The following is an 18,037-nucleotide window of genomic DNA, read 5'->3' as shown; positions in this document are numbered from 1 at the left end:
GATCTTTGAACTGGAAAACTGCGTAAAACCAGCAACTCCAGCCCACAACTTTGTTTTCTTCGAATAGTTGATGCTGCCATCGGGGGCTACAACTTGCTGTTGCTAGCAATAGGGAAAACCGTATCACAAAGGTACTATGCTTGTTTATTTAGATGATTTTTACGATATTGACCAGGTGTGATTCCCTCCAGCTTGCGGAAGTAACGAATGAAGTTTTGTGGGTTATTGTATGACAGCCGCTCAGCAATGTCTTTAATCGGAAGATCGGTTTCAATAAGCAGCTTCTTTGCTTGGTTCAATCGAAACATCGCAAGGTATTCGCTGAAGGACACACCCGTCTCCTTCTTGAAAATATTACTAACATAGAACAAGTTATAATGTAACCTTGAAGCACATTCATCGAGGGTAATATCCCGATTGTATTCGTTCTGTATCATATGGATGATTTGTTCGCTTAGATTATGATAGGTTGAATTTTGCCGGTCACGGAATACTTCAATGATTGGAGCTATTAGCTTTTTCCTAAACCAGGTTTCGATTTCTGCGCTAATATACATTTGCAATAATTGCTCATAAAGCGACTGTGCTTCGCCAGACCCTTGCTTTTGTGGGATGCCATTTTCCTGCATAAGGATCATGAACTCATTGAGAAGGCAAATTAACGAGATTTGATATTCATGCGGTTCCCTTTCTTTTTGGAATACTTCCGTCAGCCATTGATGCAACGCTTTATGGGCCCGATGTTCATCTGCGATCCGAATGGAGTCCAAGAGCTCGTTTTCGATTTGCTTTGGATAGAAATACACATTGCTGTGATTGCCCGAATTCATGCTGAAATAGGGGATTATGACACCTTTGCCCAGCTTCATACGATGCTTCAACGCTTCCATACCTTCCCGATATGCACGTGAGGCATACAGCAAATGGTGGAAGGGCAAGCTGACGCCGATGCTCACATCCAAATCCAGAAACCCCCTTATGTTACTTTGCATTTGCTCCGTCAAATTATAGATGTAATCGTTAAAGGCATTTAGGTTCGTTTCTTCACTGCCTATCAAAATGACATGGGTTTGTTCAATGATAATGGTAGGCAATCGTTCCTCTGGTGGGACCATTTCTTCAATAATGTTATTCATTGCGAATAGCAACAGATCAAGATCTGTTTGTTCGTAGCGTGTATCCTCCAGTAAATCAATCTGCAGCGTAAGTATAATAAAGTGATTCCACGGTAATAGTCGATCCTGCAAGCCGAATAGCCGAAGCTTATCCTCCGTCTCGGATTTTTTGTTCGTACCAAGATAAAGTTTATGGAGAAAAAGGCTCATGGCCTGCTCACGATGTCTGCCCAATTCTGTCGTTAACGTAGAGATCGATGTAAACATGTCCCTGAAATGGTCATTGATGAATTGGATTTCATTCATTTTTTCTCTTCTGCCTTCCGGTACACGTTGTACCACATCCTGAAAAAGACGCCGGATCGGTGAATACACGTTGCGGCTGCCCAGCCAAACCAGGCCCATCGATCCCAGAATGATGAACATGCAAACATAAAAGGTGAACCAGCCGATATCGCGGGATTCTTTGGTAAGCTCAGACAACTCGGTAAATGAAATATAAGTCCACTGGTTGAAGGGTGATTTTATATAGGTAACTGAATGATGCCCCGTCTTCGACAAAAACTCGCCAGCGTCACCTTCAAGCAAAGACAGCTCAGAGGAGTCCAGGTATCCCAAATCATCCAGCCGGGCTCCGACTTTGTCTTGTTGCGGATGAATAATGACACGATTCGTTTGATCCAGAACCATAATATCACTGGCAGGAGGTTGATTAATGATATCGGCCATATTGCAGGTGGGGATAGTTACAGCGGCAATTCCGCGTTTCTCGGCAGACAAGTAGGGTGTTTTTTTGGCGAGAACGACAGCGTATTGGCAATTATAGCTTGAATTATAGGTTGAGCTAATCTGGTCAGTTTTGACAATGATCCAGGAAGTGACCGCTTCTTTATTCATTAAGTCCACCAACAGATCTTTGTATTTAAAAGATTCGAACGTAGACAAGCCCTGATTGTTAATGAGCCAATTGGATACATAGCTAGCCAATATGACATCGTCTACTTTGGTTATCGGTGATTTAAGCAATGACAGCTCCCTGGTGAGATGATTAATACGCACGAATTCTCGATAGTTCATTTCTTGAAAAATGGATTCTTGTACCAGTGACGTATTTATGAGATAACTCATGGTGTAGTCTAGTGATCGCAGAAGTTGCTCCATACTGGCTCTCAACTGATTCAAAGAATCAAGGCGGCTTTCGTTGACATGGCTTTGGATCGATTCTGAGGATTTCTGGTATGAGAAATAACCAAGCAATAGCAACGGGATGATGCTCACTGCACATCCGAAGATCACCATCTTGGTATAGATGCTGTGCCTGTTCATAAGAACCGCCTTTCCATTTATGAAAGTGCTTACAATCTTATTGTAGCCTTCGATCAGCGATTGCAGCAATAATCATTTTTGCGGTAATGATCATTATATTTGTGGAGCAACTGTTCATCAGAATAATCATCTTTTGCATGGATAATCATCCTATAGATGCAACTGCAAAAGGCGTCTGTGACCAGGGATTTCCTGATCAAATGAATGGATCATTTACGTAATCATGCTCCAACCCTAGAATGGGAATTGTCAAAACCAATCCAAATATTACAAACGGAGGTCATGAAATGAAACTGAGAAAGTTGGCAACTCTGGTGCCAATGTGGGTTGCAATGGCTCTTTTCGTTGGTTGCTCTGGCAGCGATGAATCAACACCAGCAGCAACGGGTGACACGAACAGCGGAGCCGGTAATGAGACAGCTCCGACTAAAATATCTATGATTGCAAAGCTCCATGTCGCTGAAGTTCCATCAGACAAAATGGAAAAATTGATCGAGGCACAAACCAACACGGAGCTGGATATTCAATGGGTGCCAAATACGATTTACGAGGATAAGATTAATGCGGCTTTCGCTACAGGAGCATTGCCGATGGCCTTCTCCGGGGATATCAACAAACTGCGCGAAGCCATAATTGACGGACAGTTCTGGGAAATCGGACCTTATCTGGACGAATTCGAAAACCTTAGTCAGTTGAATCCTTCCATACTGCAAAACATGGAAGTAGACGGCAAACTGTACTCCCTGTACTCTGAGCGGCCATTGTCGCGTCAAGGTTTAATCTTCCGCAAGGATTGGGCCGATCAGCTAGGGTTATCAGCACCGGCGAATCTGGACGAGCTTTATGAAATGCTCAAGCAATTCAAAAACAATGACCCGGATCAAAACGGCAAGAACGATACGATCGGGCTCACGGATCGAAGCGACTTGATTTACGGTGCGTTTAAAACGGTCGCATCATGGCATGGCACGCCAAATTATTGGGGAGAACAGGACGGCAAGCTGTTGCCTGAATTCATGTTCCCGGAATATCTGGAGACCATGAAATTTTTTCGTAAACTGCATCAGGAAGGGCTCATCAACCAGGATTTCCCCGTTACCAGTAAAGAGGATCAGCGTGCTTTATTAGTCAGTGGGACAGCAGGTGCTTATATAGGCGCTATGCCGGATGCATGGGGGCTGCAGACCGAAATGGGCCAGGTGAATCCCAATGGTGTATTGGATGTCCACAACCGTATTGAAGGACCTAAAGGACTGGGCGTGTGGATGGCTGTACAAGGGGGAGGCGAGGTTCTTTTATTCCCTAAATCAGCAATCAAATCCGAAGAGCAGTTAAAAGAAGTTTTATCGTTCTATAACAAGCTGATGTCTACGGAGGCTGCCAATTTGGTGATGTGGGGAGTTGAAGGAGAGCATTACACGGTGGTAGACGGAATGGCGAAGCCTGTTGATGATACAAAAATGTTGGATCGCGAAGTGAAACCGTATTCAGTGATCGCAATCGGCGGAGAAATGTCCATTCCGGACCTTCTCCGAGCGAAATGGGAAGATCCGATTAAACAAAAAGCGGAAAGTCTGGTCGTAGACAATAATGAATTTCTCATCGAAAATCCAGTTGCTTCACTGGAATCCAAAACTTTCATTGAAATGGGGGAACGTTTGCAGCAATTAATCAACGATGCAACGTATAAGTTTGTTATTGGCGATATCGATGAAGTAGGGTTCCAGGCGGTTGTGGACAAATGGCTTGCCGATGGAGGACAAAAGATCATCGATGAGTATACCGCAGCATATCAGACCTCAAAATAGGGCGGCTAAATAAGAAGCTGCAGACGGGCTTGCGAGCAACGAGCCCCGCCGACCCTTATAAGCAGAGAGAAGGAAGGGAGTGGGTCCGAACAATGAACGACCACGCGAGTGCACAAGTCAAATCTCTAAACCGTCTTTCGCACAAAGAAGATCTGGTAAAAAGCATCATGAAAAATGGCGCTTTATATTTCATGCTGCTTCCGGGATTCCTTTATTTTGTAGTATTTAAATACATTCCTATGTTTGGTTCAGTCGTCGCCTTTCAGGATTACAAGCCATATCAGGGGATCCTAGGCAGCGATTGGGTCGGATTTGCTCATTTCGAACGATTATTTTCCGAACCCATGTTTTTAAATATTTTTATAAACACGCTGGTATTATTTTTTTTGAACTTGATTTTCTTTTTCCCAGTACCTATTGTGCTGGCTCTAATGCTAAATGAAGTCAGGCAGCAGGTATTTAAGCGTACCATTCAAACGATGGTTTACATCCCGCATTTTATGTCCTGGGTCATTATCGTTTCGATTTCTTTCGTGATGCTATCTATGGATCGAGGATTGATGAATGAATTGCTGGTGGCAGCAGGTTTTGAGAAAGTGAACTTTTTGATGAATCCGGATTGGTTCCGGCCTATGTACATTTTACAGATTATATGGCGTGAAGCGGGCTGGGGAACGATTATTTACCTCGCAGCTATGGCCTCCATTGACCCTCAGCTATATGAAGCGTCGCGAATCGACGGTGCAGGGCGGTTCCGGCAAATTTGGCATATTACCCTTCCATCTATTCGAAGCGTCATCGTCATTCTTTTGCTGCTTAAAATTGGAGACGTTCTGGAGGTAGGGTTTGAACATATCTTCCTGTTATTGAATGCCATGAATCGTGAAGTCGGGGAAGTCTTTGATACCTATGTGTATTTAGCGGGCTTGCAGCAAGGCCAATTCAGCTATAGCGCAGCGGTAGGATTTTTCAAATCGTTTGTAGGGCTGGTATTGGTTGTTGGGGCGAACTGGCTTGCAAAGAAATTTGGCGAAGAGGGAATTTATTAATCAGCACAAAGGAGACAGGCGATGGTATGATCCAGGACAAATCATGGGCAAGTCGGTTATTCGACGGAATCAATTTGGTATTGTTGGCTTTCATAGGGATCGTCACCATTCTTCCATTTATTTATGTTTTTGCCGGTTCTTTCACCACCGTTGGGGAGCTTGCTCAAAAGCAGTTTGTGATCTTTCCAACCGAATTCACACTTGATGCATACCGGTACATTTTTTCTACAAATACGGTCATTCGGGCAATGGGTGTATCTATTTTTATCACAGTTGTGGGTACTATGTTTAGCATGCTGCTGACGGTATTGATGGCTTTTGCATTGTCGAAAAAAGATTTGCGCGGACGAAGCATGATTATGTTTCTGATTGTCTTTACCATGCTGTTCAGCGGCGGTTTGATCCCCACTTTCTTAGTGGTGAAAAGCTTAGGACTCATCGATAGTTATGGCGCTTTAATTATCCCGTCGGCGATGAGCGCTTTTAACCTGATTATTATGCGCAACTTTTTTCAGAACTTGCCGGAAGGATTGGAGGAATCGGCTAAAATCGACGGAGCGGGCAGTTGGAGCATTCTCTTCCGGATCGTCATTCCGTTATCGATGCCGGCTATAGCCACGATATCTTTGTTTTATGCAGTTAACTATTGGAATACTTACTTTCAGGCGATCATGTACATTAATGACCCGGCCAAATGGCCGGTCCAGGTGATCTTACGGCAAATCGTAATTATTGCCAGCGCATTAACAGCCGATACTTCAGGATGGGCAAGCGAAGATGTGCTCCCGCCAGCTCAAAGTGTGAAAATGGCTGTCATCGTAGTTGCTACCCTGCCTATTTTAGTAGTGTATCCCTTCCTGCAGAAGCACTTTGCTAAAGGTGCATTGTTAGGAAGCATTAAAGGTTGAACATTCTCGTCATGAAGCCTTTGCTTGAACTCGCACGAGAGCATTGATGATGAATCTGGTCAGCGGCAGACAATATCATACTTTACACCATCGCTTGTTCAGCCTATATGCATCGGATTATCCGTTAGGCGGAACGAGCTTTTTTTACTCACGAATTGATAGCGTTTACAAAACGGATGAATAAGTGAGAGGGGTGATGCAGAGGGAAATGAATATGGAAGATCCTGCTTCTGTTTATCAGCGACGTCAGGCACAGCTTAACAACGATGGGGAAAAGGAGGCATTCTATTGAAAAAGTTGCTATCGAGCTTATTGAGTGTGGCCATGCTGGTCAGCTTGCTGTCAGGCATGGCGTCAGCCGATACAGCCGTGGATGAAGCGGTGACGAATAAGTCTCTGCCGATCGAGATCACGACTGAGAAATTAAGCGCATCGATCCCTGCATTTCCGGGAGCGGAAGGCGGCGGTATGTATACGACGGGCGGCAGAGGAGGTGACGTCTACGAAGTAACGACACTGGCCGATTCCGGTCCGGGCTCGCTACGCGAAGGCGTGGGTCGCAGCAACACAACGATTGTATTCCGCGTTGGCGGTACGATTCATCTGGAGTCGCCGCTCAAGATTACCGGCACAAACGTAACGATAGCGGGACAGACCGCTCCAGGTGAAGGGATAACCGTATCCGATTACTGGACGTCCTTTCACGCGGATAACGTTATTGTACGGTATGTGCGCTTCCGCTTAGGCGATCGGTACCCAAGCGAAGACGATGCCTTTGGTGGCAGAAATTATAAAAATATCATCATCGATCACTGCTCGTTCAGTTGGTCCGTGGATGAAGTGCTAAGCATGTACAGAAACGAGAATACGACCGTCCAGTGGTCCATGGTCTCGGAAAGTATGCTCATGACGACACATCAGAAGGGCAGACACGGATATGGGGGCATCTGGGGCGGCAACAATGTGACGTTTCATCACAATCTGATCGCACACAACGTCAGCCGCAATCCCAGGCTTGCCGGAGCACCAGACTACCCGTTCGAGATGTTCAACAACATCATCTATAACTGGGGATTCTTCTCTGCGTATGGCGGTGAGCAGGGCAATTATAATCTGATCAACAACTATTATAAATCCGGTCCGAATACGTATCGTCCCATGCGCAACAGTGTATTCCATGATGTTGCGCCCGAGACGCGTTTGTATATTGACGGAAATATAGTCGAAGGTTATCCCGCTGTGACGGCTGACAACTGGAAAGGCGTGGGTACGGTCGCCAATCCGGCTTCCAAGCTGGAGGAACCTGTGGTCATGCCGAATTTGTCTAATCCCGAGCCGGCCGAGACTGCTTATCATCGCGTCCTGGCGGAGGCAGGGGCGGTATTGCCGAAACGGGATGCCATCGACGCGAGAATCGTTCATGAGACGGCGACCGGCACCGGACGGCACATCAATTCGCAGAAGGAGGTCGGTGGTTATCAGGAATTCGAGCAAGTGCAATCAACACTTGCGGATGCTGATCATGATGGCATGCCGGATGATTGGGAGACGGCGAACGGACTGAATCCGAACGACACTGCTGACCGCAACGGCATTCACGAATCGGGTTACACGTTCTTGGAGGAGTATTTGAACGGCATCGCAGGAGAAAGTTTTGCTAACCCGGAAGTCGAGATATTAACTCCTGCGAATAACACAATTGCAGCAGATGGAGAAACCGTTGAAATCACGGCAGCCGCGTCAGATCGCGATGGCAAGATAGTCAACGTTGAGTTCTACGCTGGTGATTCCAAGCTTGGTGAAGACAACTCGACACCCTATTCGTACAGTTGGAGCAACGTGCCGGAAGGAACACATTTCCTGACAGTGCGTGCCGTTGACGACTCGGGCACATCCACACAGTCCAGTAATGTAGCGATTCATGTCAATCGGGAAGGAAGTATTGCACCGTGGCAAGCGGCTGATATCGGAACGCCGGGTATCGCAGGGCATACGCAGCTTGGCTCATCCAAGACAGACGTTATCGTTAAGGCGTCTGGAGATATTGCCGACAGGTCCGACAGCTTCCACTTTGCTTATCAGCAGCTCACAGGCAATGGAGAAATTGTTGCACGGATCGAGCGTGTTACGGCTACGGACGACGGTGCAGAGGCCGGAGTCATGGTCCGCGAAAGCTTGAACCCGGATTCCCGGTTCGTGGGCCTCTTCATTCCGTATGTGAAGGGGGGGCAGAAGTACATCGGCATGACCCGAAAGTCGGACGGCGGCAAGATCGAGCTAAAAGAACCGGAGACACTCGTATCAACGCCATACTGGGTGAAGATTGTTCGTCTGGGTGATCAGTTCACTTCGCTTACGTCAAGTGACGGTCAAAACTGGACCGTATTCGACTCGGTCACGATGCCGTTAAGTGAGACCGTCTACTTCGGCCTGGCCGCAGACGCATCGAAGCCGGATGACGAGGTAGATAAATACAACGCATCCACGTTCTCGAATGCGGCTGCCACGGCATTGGATGCGGATTATCCGACCGCCCCATCCCAATTGACGGCAACACCAGGAGACCAGTCGGTTACGCTGTCGTGGAGCGAGGTTGAAGTTGCGGATACGTATAATGTTCTCCGGAGCGAGTTGCCGGGAGGGCCTTACGAACAGATCGCAGCGAGCGTTACCGAAGCCTCATATTCCGATACGGGTCTTATCGCAGGCAAAACATATTACTATATCGTAAACGCCCAGAATGCGAAAGGCATCAGCTTTGCATCAGCAGAAGCAAGCGCCGTGCCGGAGGGCGAACCCGAAACGGGGAGCGGAACCATCTATCTCGTTGATGACGAATTCGAAAGCGAAGACCCGGATACGACACCGGTTGGATACATGGTGACACCAGACCCTCAGGACGACGCTCATAAGCTGGTTGTTACAAAAGTCCCGGAGAATATGACGGGCAATGACTCGGCTAAAGCATTAATGCTGTTCGACAATGCGGCGGGCAATTCGCAGTTCGTCAAACGCTTCACGCCGCAGCTCGGTACCGTTATTATCGAGACAGACGTTGCGGCCCCCGGATGGCCGGGCACCTCAGCCGTGTTATCTCTTCAAAATGATTCGGGCAGCCGGTCGCCGCTAACGATTGAGATCCGCAAGCCGGCGCTCCCTTCTCCGGAGCCGAATTACACGATGACCTATAAGCTGAACGGCGCGGATCACAAGCTGATGAACCCGCCGGCGAATAACCAGTGGTATAACCTGAAGATTGTGGCGAAGGTGGCTACGCACACGGCGGATATTTATGTTGATCAAGTATTAATGGCCGACGACGTGCCGTTTCAGGCGGACGTCAAACAAGACGGCATAACGCGAATATCGGCAAAGACCCCTGGAACCGGCAAGGGTACGATATATTACGACAATATTAAAGTGTATGTCGAGCCTGTCGAGAGTCCAAAAGGCTTGTTATCCGTACCTGGTAACGGCAAGGTCAGATTGGAGTGGACCGCAGCGGAAAATGCAGCCTCTTACAATGTAAAGCGAAGTGTCACCGATGGAGGACCCTACGAGACGATTGCGACAGATGTAACCGACGTCACGTACATCGACGAGACGGTCGCCAATGGCACGACCTATTATTACGTGGTCACCGCAATGGGGACGACCGGCGAAAGCGGTGCTTCCAATCAGACATCCGCAGCTCCTTCCGAGGAATCTGTAAAACCGCAAGCGCCAACAGGGGTGACAGGAAACGCGCGCAGCTCGCAAGCAGATTTGCATTGGGAATCGGTCCCCTACGCGACACATTACACGGTAAAACGCTCAGACAGCCCTGAAGGTCCTTTCGTTGCAGTTGCTTCTCAAATAAGCAGCTTGACGTTTCGTGACGGAGGTCTTGAAAACGGCGCGACTTATTATTACGTCATATCTGCTACGAGCGTTGCCGGTGAAAGCGAGGATTCGGTGGCTGTAAGTGTTACACCTTATAGTCATCTCTCCACTCCCGCATTCACGGCAAAGCCGGTGCCGGGCGGAGCGGAACTGGAATGGCAGTCCGTACCGGGCGCCCAAGCTTATGACGTTAAACGGGCCGATCATCCGGATGGGCCGTATACGATCATTGCCGGGGGAGTAGCGAGCAGTGTTTATGCCGATTCGGGGCTGATCAACGGCCAACCTTTTTACTATAAAATAACTGCGGTTAGCGATGCTACGTATAGTCTCGATTCAATGCCGATCGGCGTGCGTCCATTTCAGAATGATGGGACGCCTGCGGCCCCTGCTGCACTGCTTGCAGAGCCTGGCGACGGCAGTATCGATCTTAGCTGGGAGCCTGCAACAGGAGCCGACCGTTATTCCGTGAGAAGAAGCACATCTGCTGCCGGTCCGTTCGTGACGGTCGCAGATGACCTTGAGTCAACGCAAATGACGGATTCCGGTTTGCCGAACGGCGTACTCTATTACTATGTGGTCACTGCATCGAACGAAGCAGGCGAGGGAGCATCCTCGGTCGTGATCAGCGAAATGCCTGCGCAAGTGCTTACCGTCGCGGCGGACGGCAGCGCGTTATTCAAGAAAGTGCAGGATGCCATCGACGCCGTGCCGAGCGGGGGGGATCTTCCAACGATTATTAAAATCAAAGATGGCATTTATCGCGAGAAACTGGATGTGCCTTCGGGAAAATCCCCCATTCGCATGATTGGCGAAAGCAGGGAAGGGACGATTCTCGTGTACGGGGATTCCGCCAGCACGATAGGTCCTAACGGTACGCCTCTCGGCACATCGGGCAGCTACAGCTTCCGGGTGCAAGCGAATGATTTCACTGCAGAGCATCTTACGATCCAGAACGATGCCGGAGACGATGCGGGTCAGGCTGTCGCGCTTTATGCGTCTGCGGATCGGTTGACGTTCCGCGACGTAAGCCTTCGAGGTTGGCAGGATACGCTGTATGCTCATGGCGGTAGGCAATATTACGTTGACAGCTATATTGAAGGTGATGTCGACTTTATTTTCGGCGGCGCAACGGCCGTATTCGAGAACAGCATCATTCACAGCTTGAACGAAGGTTACGTGACGGCTGCTTCCACCGCAGATCAGAGCGCGGGTTATATCTTCTTGAACAGCCGCTTGACTTCGGAGCCGGGGTTGACCGGAGCGGTATCGCTTGGCAGGCCATGGCGGCCTTATTCGTATGTCATGTATATCCATAGCTACATGGACGACCATATCAAGCCGGAAGGCTGGGATAACTGGGGAAATCCGAATAATGAAACAACGGCGCGTTACGGGGAGTTTGCAAGTTATGGACCAGGGGCTCAGCCGCAACAAAGACTGAGATGGACGAAGCAGCTAACTGTGGCGGAAGCAGCAAAACTGACGCCGGCTCTTTTGCTGAGAGGCAGCGACGGATGGAATCCGGCTGCTATCACTACACTGGCTGACGGCCGAAACGAGTTAAACAGCTTAACGGTCGATGGCGAGCCTCTAGCGGGCTTTGATGCTGCCAAGCTCGACTACGAAGTAAAGCTAGATCAAGCGAATGACTTGCCGATCGTGAACGGCGTTGCGGTGTCGGACACAAGTGAAGTGACGACCGAGCAGGCTGAATCGGTTCCCGGCACAGCAGTAATACGGGTTACTGCACAAGACGGTACCGTCCGAGCATATTCCGTACATTTTCAAGAAAAATCCGAATGACGGGGGGCTTGAATGGTAAAAAAGTAATATGGTAATGAAAAGTACCACTTCCAGGGATGAATTCCATTAGAAGTGGTACTTTTTATTCGATAACAATTTATTCATAGAGTCGACAATTAACACCTCCAATATTAGCTAAAGCAGATTTCTGGTTATTTTATTGGCCATATGTTCAATTTTAGCAATCATTGTACTATCGTCTAAAGTTTGAAGCTGATCAGGTTTAAATAATTGTAGCTTTTTTATATTGTAATAATCAAAAATAACAGTATAAACTGTAAGATTATTCTCCATTAAGTACTTTGTATCCAGTATATCTCTTAAAATCTCATCCTGTTTAATGAAAATTTTCCCATTTATATGGTTAAAGATATCCTGTCGCATGCCTTCATTGTAGAAATCTAATATCTGATTTTCGCGCATTTTTAATGTCTCTCTTAGGCGTTCATGTTTCTCAGGATAATTATATTCCAGTTCGTTCAAGAAAACATCTGTGAGGTATTGAATTAACATGACCGATTGTTCAAAAATTTGCTGAAATCGAACATCAATACGTTCCCCAGTCGTTTCATCAACGATTTCATGAATATACTTCACCCAACCATCCACTATAAGCTCCACAATATCTTCTTTAGTAGAGAAATATTTATATAATGTGGCGCGACTGATACTCATGATTCTGGATATTTCGTCCATTGTAAGGGATTGAAACCCGTTTTTCCTTACGTAGGGAACTAGTTTCGCCATAAGTTTATTTCTTGTTTCATGATGGTTATCATTGATCATCTTGTTGTTCATTTAATTCACCCCGTTCAACATTATAACTCTTCCGCTACATAAAATACATAATACGCTCTGTATGCAAAGTAAACAAAAAATATATATTTTGTTTACTTTGATTTTTTTGTATGATATCATTACTTCGATGATCTGATGCTAAACCTGAAGTATAAACTTCTTGAGTATGCTGGTCGTTATGTAACTGACTATGGCTTGTAATTAGCCTTATTAATGAAGGGGGAAAGAGTATGCAATATCGATTTTTAGGTCAACAGGGATTGCGTGTTTCTGCACTTGGCTTTGGTTGCATGGGTATTTCTATAGCATATGGTTCATCTGACGAGAAAGAGGGTATTGAAACGATTCGCCATGCCTATGATCTGGGTGTTAATTTCTTTGACACCGCAGAGTTATACGGTAATGGTCATAATGAGCAAGTATTGGGGAAAGCAGTTAAAGACATTCGTAATCAAGTTGTAATTGCCACAAAATTTGGCTTTGATATGACAACTGAATCTATCGGTTCCAGCTTCAACAGCCACCCGGACAATATACGTAAAGTGGCAGAGAACAGCCTGCGTTATCTGCAGACAGATTACATCGATGTTTTTTACCAGCATATCCCGGATCCGAATGTTCCAATTGAGGAAGTTGCTGGCGCAGTGGGCGAGCTGATTCAACAAGGGAAAGTGAAGTATTTTGGATTGAGCAATGCAGGACCGGAAACGATACGTCGCGCACATGCTGTGACACCAGTGTCCGTATTGCAAAGCGAGTATTCTATTTTTGAGCGTGAACTAGAAGAACGTAATATTCTTTCATTGTTAAAGGAGTTAGGTATCGGATTAGTGCCGTACGCACCATTAGGCAGAGGGTTTTTGACTGAGTCTGTCAAACCAGCGGAGGAGTATCCGGAAGGCGATATGCGTCGTTGGGACGAGCGTTGGCAAGGAAGTAACTTTACCTATAACATGAATGCAGTCCAACAACTTAAAGAACTGGCTGCAAGCAAAAATATAACTGTAGCACAGTTATCATTGGCTTGGCTGTTAGCCCAAAATGAGAACGTTGTTCCCATTCCCGGTACGCGGAGCAAACAGCGCCTTGAAGAAAATGTGGGTGCAAGCAATATTGTATTATCCGAGGAGGATCTGGTACGTATTGCTGGAATTCTTCCGCACGGGTCAGCAGGTAGCCGATATCCCGCTGGAATGCTCGAAAATTTTACAAGAGACTAACTAATGATGGTCGTTAATTTGTCAAAGTGAAAAAGCTCTTGAATTTGTCCTTGTGACGATTCAGGAGCTTTTTTTGCTTGGGCCGTATAGCGGTATCAAAGTGGCGACAGACATACCGGGCAATGGGGCGGACGGCATATGGCCTATTGGTTTACCACGCTTTTTGCACTTGCTCCATATAAAAATACACCCTCGCAAACATATAGTGCGTGAGTGTATTTTTATATGGAGCAGAACATAGCGGTCGCGTCTTTTCGAAGTCCGCTGCCGGGCGTAGCGCCGGGCGTGGTGGCCGGATTAGTCCGTGTGTGCGACGCCTCTGACTTCGATTAATTGCTCAGGGAACGCCAGGTAGGTCACGCCGATGGCACTGCCGGCCGGCCGATGGTCGCCCATATACTCCCTGAACAGCCCGATGACCGGCTCGAGATGCTCTTGCGGATTTGTCAGATAGAGCTCCACATAAGCAAGGTTCGACTTCGTGACACCAAATTCCGCCAGCACACGATCCAGATTCTCCAGTGTCTGCCGAGTCTGTGCTTCGATATCGCCTTCGCCAACAAACGCGCCCTCTGTATTGTGGGAAAATTGTCCCGAAATGTAGATGGTGCCGTTGACGCTATAACCCTGGGAGATGCCATGATCCCAAAGACCGTGATCGTATGTTTTAATATTAGCCATTTTGCTGTCTCCTTTACTTCAAAGTAAGGCTAGTATAAAATGAACGCAAACAAAAAAATAGTACGCACTTTATTGATAGGTACTATCAGAAAGGATAGTGCAAACATGAGCATGGCCGACTATAAAGATAAGGGTAATATTCAAGAGACACCTTTTGGTTATACATTGTCAGTCATTGGTGGTAAATGGAAAATGCTAATTATGTACCTGCTGGCAGAAAAGCAACCTGTTCGTTTTAATGATATGAAGAGACAGATCGGGGCTATTACTTATAAAACATTGAGTTCACAGCTTAAAGAATTGGAAGCAGATGGCATGGTGAAACGGAAAGAGTATCCTCAAGTTCCCCCTAAGGTCGAGTACAGTCTCACAGAGAAGGCGGAAACCCTGTTACCCGTTTTGGAACAGTTATGTGAGTGGGGAGCCAAGAACCAAAATAATTGAATCCAGTTTTCTAAACGAAAAGCCAAATCTCCCGGAAGGGAGGTGAGGCTATGACAGTGTTTGAAGCATTATACTTGATGCTTGCATTTGGCATGTTTGTAATTGCCATGCTGTCTTTCAATAAGCGGAAATGAGCCGCCCTGTGGATAGGATAACGGCTCATTTCCATGTGAGTGTGTTATTACTGGCTGCCCGCTCTTTTAGCGGTGGTTGTGCAGGGACCGGTTGCCGCCGGTCCTTTTTCTATTCTTATGTTACCACAATGAAATTATACAATTCAACGGATTGCTGTGTAATTATGTATAATTCTATGGATTCGGTCAGTTCATTATATATTCATTTGGTGAGAAAACATCCACTCACAAGTAGATTTTATGCGAAAAATGCATAAAACTCACTATGCAGCTTTCACGTAGTTTAAACTTAGCTTGGGTGATAAACGAATGTACACGGATTTTTACATAATCTTCTTAAAGGGGAAGTGTGAAATGAAAAGTATCTTGGAGGAACTTTACAGAGGCAACCTGGATCCTGAAGAACGAATGGTCCCCACAGATCCGGAATATCGTCCGCTCAACAGAAAAATTTCTGAATTAATGACGGAAGTCAAACAGAGATTTTCGGAGAGCGAATTTGCGGCCCTTGAGCAGATATTGGATTTAAATGATGAGTCTAATTCGATGCTTGCAAGTGAAGCTTTTGTCCAGGGGTTTAGAATGGGGGCTTTGGTGATGGTAGAGGTGTTCAGAGGGGGCAAACCTGATGTTATGGGCGGAAGTTAGGGGAGCGATACCTTTTTCCCTGAAATTGATGTAAATAAATGGAAATAAATATCCAAACGAGCTCACGGTTGGGCATTCTCTTGTGTAAAACTAACAAATACGTAATTGGCGTAACGTTACGCAAAACCTTTTTCGGCGCTCTTGAATTTCGTCGGTCTTTCTCGCCCATCATGAAAGTTGACGAATGGACGGACGTATCATATCGTAATTATAGGAACGTAATCGGTTAAGGGGTGGCAAGGTGGGAGCAAGCATTAAAGACGTCGCGCGAAGAGCCGGTGTGTCTGTTACCAGTGTGTCCAGGGTGTTGAACGGTGAGAAGTATGTGAGCAAGGCGCTGCTTGAGAAGGTCAATCGGGTCATTGAAGAGCTCAATTATTCGCCGAGTCACATCGCGCGCAGCTTGAAGTCGCAGAAGACGAGTATCATTGGCATCATTGTTCCTGATTTGACGAATCAATTTTCTTCGACGATCTTAAGCAACATCGAGGCAACCGCAAGTGAGAAAGGATATAATCTGCTTGTTGGTAACATCGCGGAGAGCATGGAGAAAGAACTGAAGTACTTGCGAATTTTTCAAAACATGAGGGTCGATGGCATCATTGTAATGCATCAGAAGTTTGATGACCGCATTCTTGATTTTTTTGCGGGCGCCTCGATGCCGATTTTGTTTTCCAGTGTGAAAGCCCCATCATCCGCATACTTGTCAGTGATGATTGACGATTATCAAGCCGCTTTCGACACGACGGAGCATCTTATTCAGACAGGGCATGTGAACGTTGCTTATCTCGGCGGTGATTTGGATGACATTACTTCCGGATTGAATCGGTATCGCGGATTTCTTGATGCGATGAAGAAGCATGGGCTGGAGCAGGACGAACGATTCGTCAAATTCGGCGATTACAAGCTACCTTCAGGGCGCAGGCTGATGGAGGAAATCATTCGACAAGGTGAGTTGCCGACGGTCGTCTTTGCCGCCAGTGACGATATGGCCGTTGGGGCGCTCAATTGTGCACTGGATTACGGACTGCAGGTGCCGGAAGATATCTCCATCGTCGGTTTTGACGGGAGTCGGATAACGGAGTTGGTTCGCCCTGCGATTACCTCAATGGAGCAACCGGTGGAGGAACTTGGAAGGAAGTCGGTCGACTATATGCACCAATTGATCGTAAACCCGGAGTTCACGTTCGATTCGGATATTATATTGCAGCATCGACTCGTCGTACGTGAAAGCAGTCGAGCGTTAATGTAGTGCTCCCAGAGAACAATCTATGTCACCCGAAGGGGTGATTTTTTTCGCTTTGTGCAATTTACATAATGTCAAACAAAAAATAGCAATAGATTTTACATAAGCCAGCTAGAATGAACACAGAATCATTTCTGGTAACGATACCATATCAATGTTGTAAAGGGTGGAACGTACGATGGACGAACTGTTGATCGCGGAGGAAATCACTGGAACTGGAACAGAATTGACTGGAGAAGGAGAGTTGGCACAATGAAACGTTATCAGATCATCGCGCATACCGGCTGCGAAGGAACCCCTTACAACACGGCAGAATCTTGTCAAGCCGGCTTCGATGCAGGCGCCGACATGCTGGAAGTGGACGTTCGCGCGACGAAGGACGGCGCAGCGGTGCTTTATCATGATGATGAACCTGACGTCTCGCTCTACACATATACGGAGTGGATGAGTGCCGAACACGATCCGGTCGAGAAGCTGGAAACCGTATTGAGACAGTTCCTCAATAAGCGTATTCAATTCAACCTGGATTTGAAGACACCCGAAGCTTATGAAGCCGCAGCGAAGGTCGTGGACCGACTGGACGCCTGGAGTCAAGTGTACTTTACGGGTGTTGCCGACCATCTTGCGCATGGCATCCGGGCAAAGCATGTCGTATGGAATTTGCCACACATCCCGCTAAGCACATCTGATGACGATTACGATGCGGATATCCGGCGACATTGCGAGCAGGTGAAGCAAGCAGGCTTTGCCGGGGTGAACGCCCATTACGAATCGTGCCGCGCAGCATTGATCGAGCATGCGGCACAGCGCGGCTTGCTCGTCTGGATTTATACGCTGCCGGCGAACGGGGCGCTGCTCCGCAAATATGTTGACATGGGGGTAGACGCAGTGTCCGTGATGGACGTATCCGCCTGCATGGAGCTAGCGAAGCGTTGGTCGTCGGATGACGCCCATTTTCTTTGACAAATATGG

The 18,037-nt window shown here is 47.0% G+C and carries 13 protein-coding genes; 10 read left to right on the top strand and 3 right to left on the bottom strand.

Annotated elements, in window-relative coordinates:
- Nucleotides 1-134 precede the first annotated feature (134 nt).
- Complete coding sequence (locus OIN60_RS13645) at nt 135-2,441, bottom strand: AraC family transcriptional regulator (RefSeq protein ID WP_305755393.1); 2,307 nt, start codon at nt 2,439-2,441, stop codon at nt 135-137.
- Between the two features lie 287 nt (nt 2,442-2,728).
- On the opposite strand from OIN60_RS13645, the gene OIN60_RS13640 reads away from it, so the two are divergent.
- The 4 genes from OIN60_RS13640 to OIN60_RS13625 all read left to right on the top strand — a co-directional run bounded on the left by OIN60_RS13640 (nt 2,729) and on the right by OIN60_RS13625 (nt 11,894).
- Nucleotides 2,729-4,249: an extracellular solute-binding protein gene (locus OIN60_RS13640; RefSeq protein WP_305755392.1), complete on the top strand. Its 1,521-nt coding sequence runs from the start codon at nt 2,729-2,731 to the stop codon at nt 4,247-4,249.
- A 92-nt stretch (nt 4,250-4,341) separates the two neighbouring features.
- On the top strand, nt 4,342-5,298 hold the full coding sequence (locus OIN60_RS13635; RefSeq protein ID WP_305755391.1) for an ABC transporter permease: 957 nt from the start codon (nt 4,342-4,344) through the stop codon (nt 5,296-5,298).
- A 26-nt stretch (nt 5,299-5,324) separates the two neighbouring features.
- A complete protein-coding gene (locus tag OIN60_RS13630) occupies nt 5,325-6,206 on the top strand; it encodes a carbohydrate ABC transporter permease (RefSeq protein WP_305755390.1) in 882 nt (293 codons plus the stop codon).
- Between the two features lie 288 nt (nt 6,207-6,494).
- The gene (locus OIN60_RS13625; RefSeq protein ID WP_305755389.1) at nt 6,495-11,894 is read left to right on the top strand and encodes a pectinesterase family protein; all 5,400 of its coding nucleotides are present in this window, start codon (nt 6,495-6,497) and stop codon (nt 11,892-11,894) included.
- Between the two features lie 135 nt (nt 11,895-12,029).
- Here OIN60_RS13625 and OIN60_RS13620 read toward each other — a convergent pair whose 3' ends face one another.
- The gene (locus tag OIN60_RS13620) at nt 12,030-12,692 is read right to left on the bottom strand and encodes a TetR/AcrR family transcriptional regulator (protein ID WP_305755388.1); all 663 of its coding nucleotides are present in this window, start codon (nt 12,690-12,692) and stop codon (nt 12,030-12,032) included.
- Nucleotides 12,693-12,922: 230 nt separating this feature from the next.
- On the opposite strand from OIN60_RS13620, the gene OIN60_RS13615 reads away from it, so the two are divergent.
- On the top strand, nt 12,923-13,912 hold the full coding sequence (locus OIN60_RS13615) for an aldo/keto reductase (protein ID WP_305755387.1): 990 nt from the start codon (nt 12,923-12,925) through the stop codon (nt 13,910-13,912).
- Nucleotides 13,913-14,209: 297 nt separating this feature from the next.
- Here the strand turns inward: OIN60_RS13615 and OIN60_RS13610 are convergent, their stop codons facing one another.
- Nucleotides 14,210-14,593 carry a RidA family protein gene (locus OIN60_RS13610; RefSeq protein WP_305755386.1) on the bottom strand — a complete coding sequence of 128 codons (384 nt, stop codon included), beginning with the start codon at nt 14,591-14,593 and terminating at the stop codon, nt 14,210-14,212.
- Between the two features lie 105 nt (nt 14,594-14,698).
- Here OIN60_RS13610 and OIN60_RS13605 point away from each other — a divergent pair, with 105 nt between their 5' ends.
- The 5 genes from OIN60_RS13605 (at nt 14,699) to OIN60_RS13590 (ending at nt 18,028) form a co-directional block, all read left to right on the top strand.
- Nucleotides 14,699-15,037, top strand: a complete 339-nt coding sequence (locus OIN60_RS13605; protein WP_305755385.1) for a winged helix-turn-helix transcriptional regulator — start codon at nt 14,699-14,701, stop codon at nt 15,035-15,037.
- A gap of 50 nt (nt 15,038-15,087) precedes the next feature.
- On the top strand, nt 15,088-15,171 hold the full coding sequence (locus OIN60_RS22640; RefSeq protein WP_355318476.1) for a putative holin-like toxin: 84 nt from the start codon (nt 15,088-15,090) through the stop codon (nt 15,169-15,171).
- Between the two features lie 309 nt (nt 15,172-15,480).
- Complete coding sequence (locus tag OIN60_RS13600; protein WP_305755384.1) at nt 15,481-15,819, top strand: DUF6809 family protein; 339 nt, start codon at nt 15,481-15,483, stop codon at nt 15,817-15,819.
- Nucleotides 15,820-16,060: 241 nt separating this feature from the next.
- Entirely contained in the window at nt 16,061-17,071 is a 1,011-nt protein-coding gene (locus OIN60_RS13595; protein ID WP_305755383.1) for a LacI family DNA-binding transcriptional regulator, read from the top strand.
- A gap of 246 nt (nt 17,072-17,317) precedes the next feature.
- Nucleotides 17,318-18,028: a glycerophosphodiester phosphodiesterase gene (locus OIN60_RS13590; RefSeq protein ID WP_305755382.1), complete on the top strand. Its 711-nt coding sequence runs from the start codon at nt 17,318-17,320 to the stop codon at nt 18,026-18,028.
- Nucleotides 18,029-18,037: the final 9 nt, after the last annotated feature.

This window comes from Paenibacillus zeirhizosphaerae (genome assembly GCF_030705605.1).
Taxonomy (GTDB): domain Bacteria; phylum Bacillota; class Bacilli; order Paenibacillales; family Paenibacillaceae; genus Paenibacillus; species Paenibacillus zeirhizosphaerae.
Note: the sequence above shows the minus strand (reverse complement) of the source record. Positions and strands in the feature narration are given on the sequence as shown.

Excerpts from the sequence above, each read along its gene's own strand:
- OIN60_RS13645 (WP_305755393.1), bottom strand. The coding sequence starts at position 2,441 with ATGAACAGGCACAGCATCTATACCAAGATGGTGATCTTCGGATGTGCA.
- OIN60_RS13640 (WP_305755392.1), top strand. The coding sequence starts at position 2,729 with ATGAAACTGAGAAAGTTGGCAACTCTGGTGCCAATGTGGGTTGCAATG.
- OIN60_RS13635 (WP_305755391.1), top strand. The coding sequence starts at position 4,342 with ATGAACGACCACGCGAGTGCACAAGTCAAATCTCTAAACCGTCTTTCG.
- OIN60_RS13630 (WP_305755390.1), top strand. The coding sequence starts at position 5,325 with ATGATCCAGGACAAATCATGGGCAAGTCGGTTATTCGACGGAATCAAT.
- OIN60_RS13620 (WP_305755388.1), bottom strand. The coding sequence starts at position 12,692 with ATGAACAACAAGATGATCAATGATAACCATCATGAAACAAGAAATAAA.
- OIN60_RS13615 (WP_305755387.1), top strand. The coding sequence starts at position 12,923 with ATGCAATATCGATTTTTAGGTCAACAGGGATTGCGTGTTTCTGCACTT.
- OIN60_RS13610 (WP_305755386.1), bottom strand. The coding sequence starts at position 14,593 with ATGGCTAATATTAAAACATACGATCACGGTCTTTGGGATCATGGCATC.
- OIN60_RS13605 (WP_305755385.1), top strand. The coding sequence starts at position 14,699 with ATGAGCATGGCCGACTATAAAGATAAGGGTAATATTCAAGAGACACCT.
- OIN60_RS22640 (WP_355318476.1), top strand. The coding sequence starts at position 15,088 with ATGACAGTGTTTGAAGCATTATACTTGATGCTTGCATTTGGCATGTTT.
- OIN60_RS13600 (WP_305755384.1), top strand. The coding sequence starts at position 15,481 with ATGTACACGGATTTTTACATAATCTTCTTAAAGGGGAAGTGTGAAATG.
- OIN60_RS13590 (WP_305755382.1), top strand. The coding sequence starts at position 17,318 with ATGAAACGTTATCAGATCATCGCGCATACCGGCTGCGAAGGAACCCCT.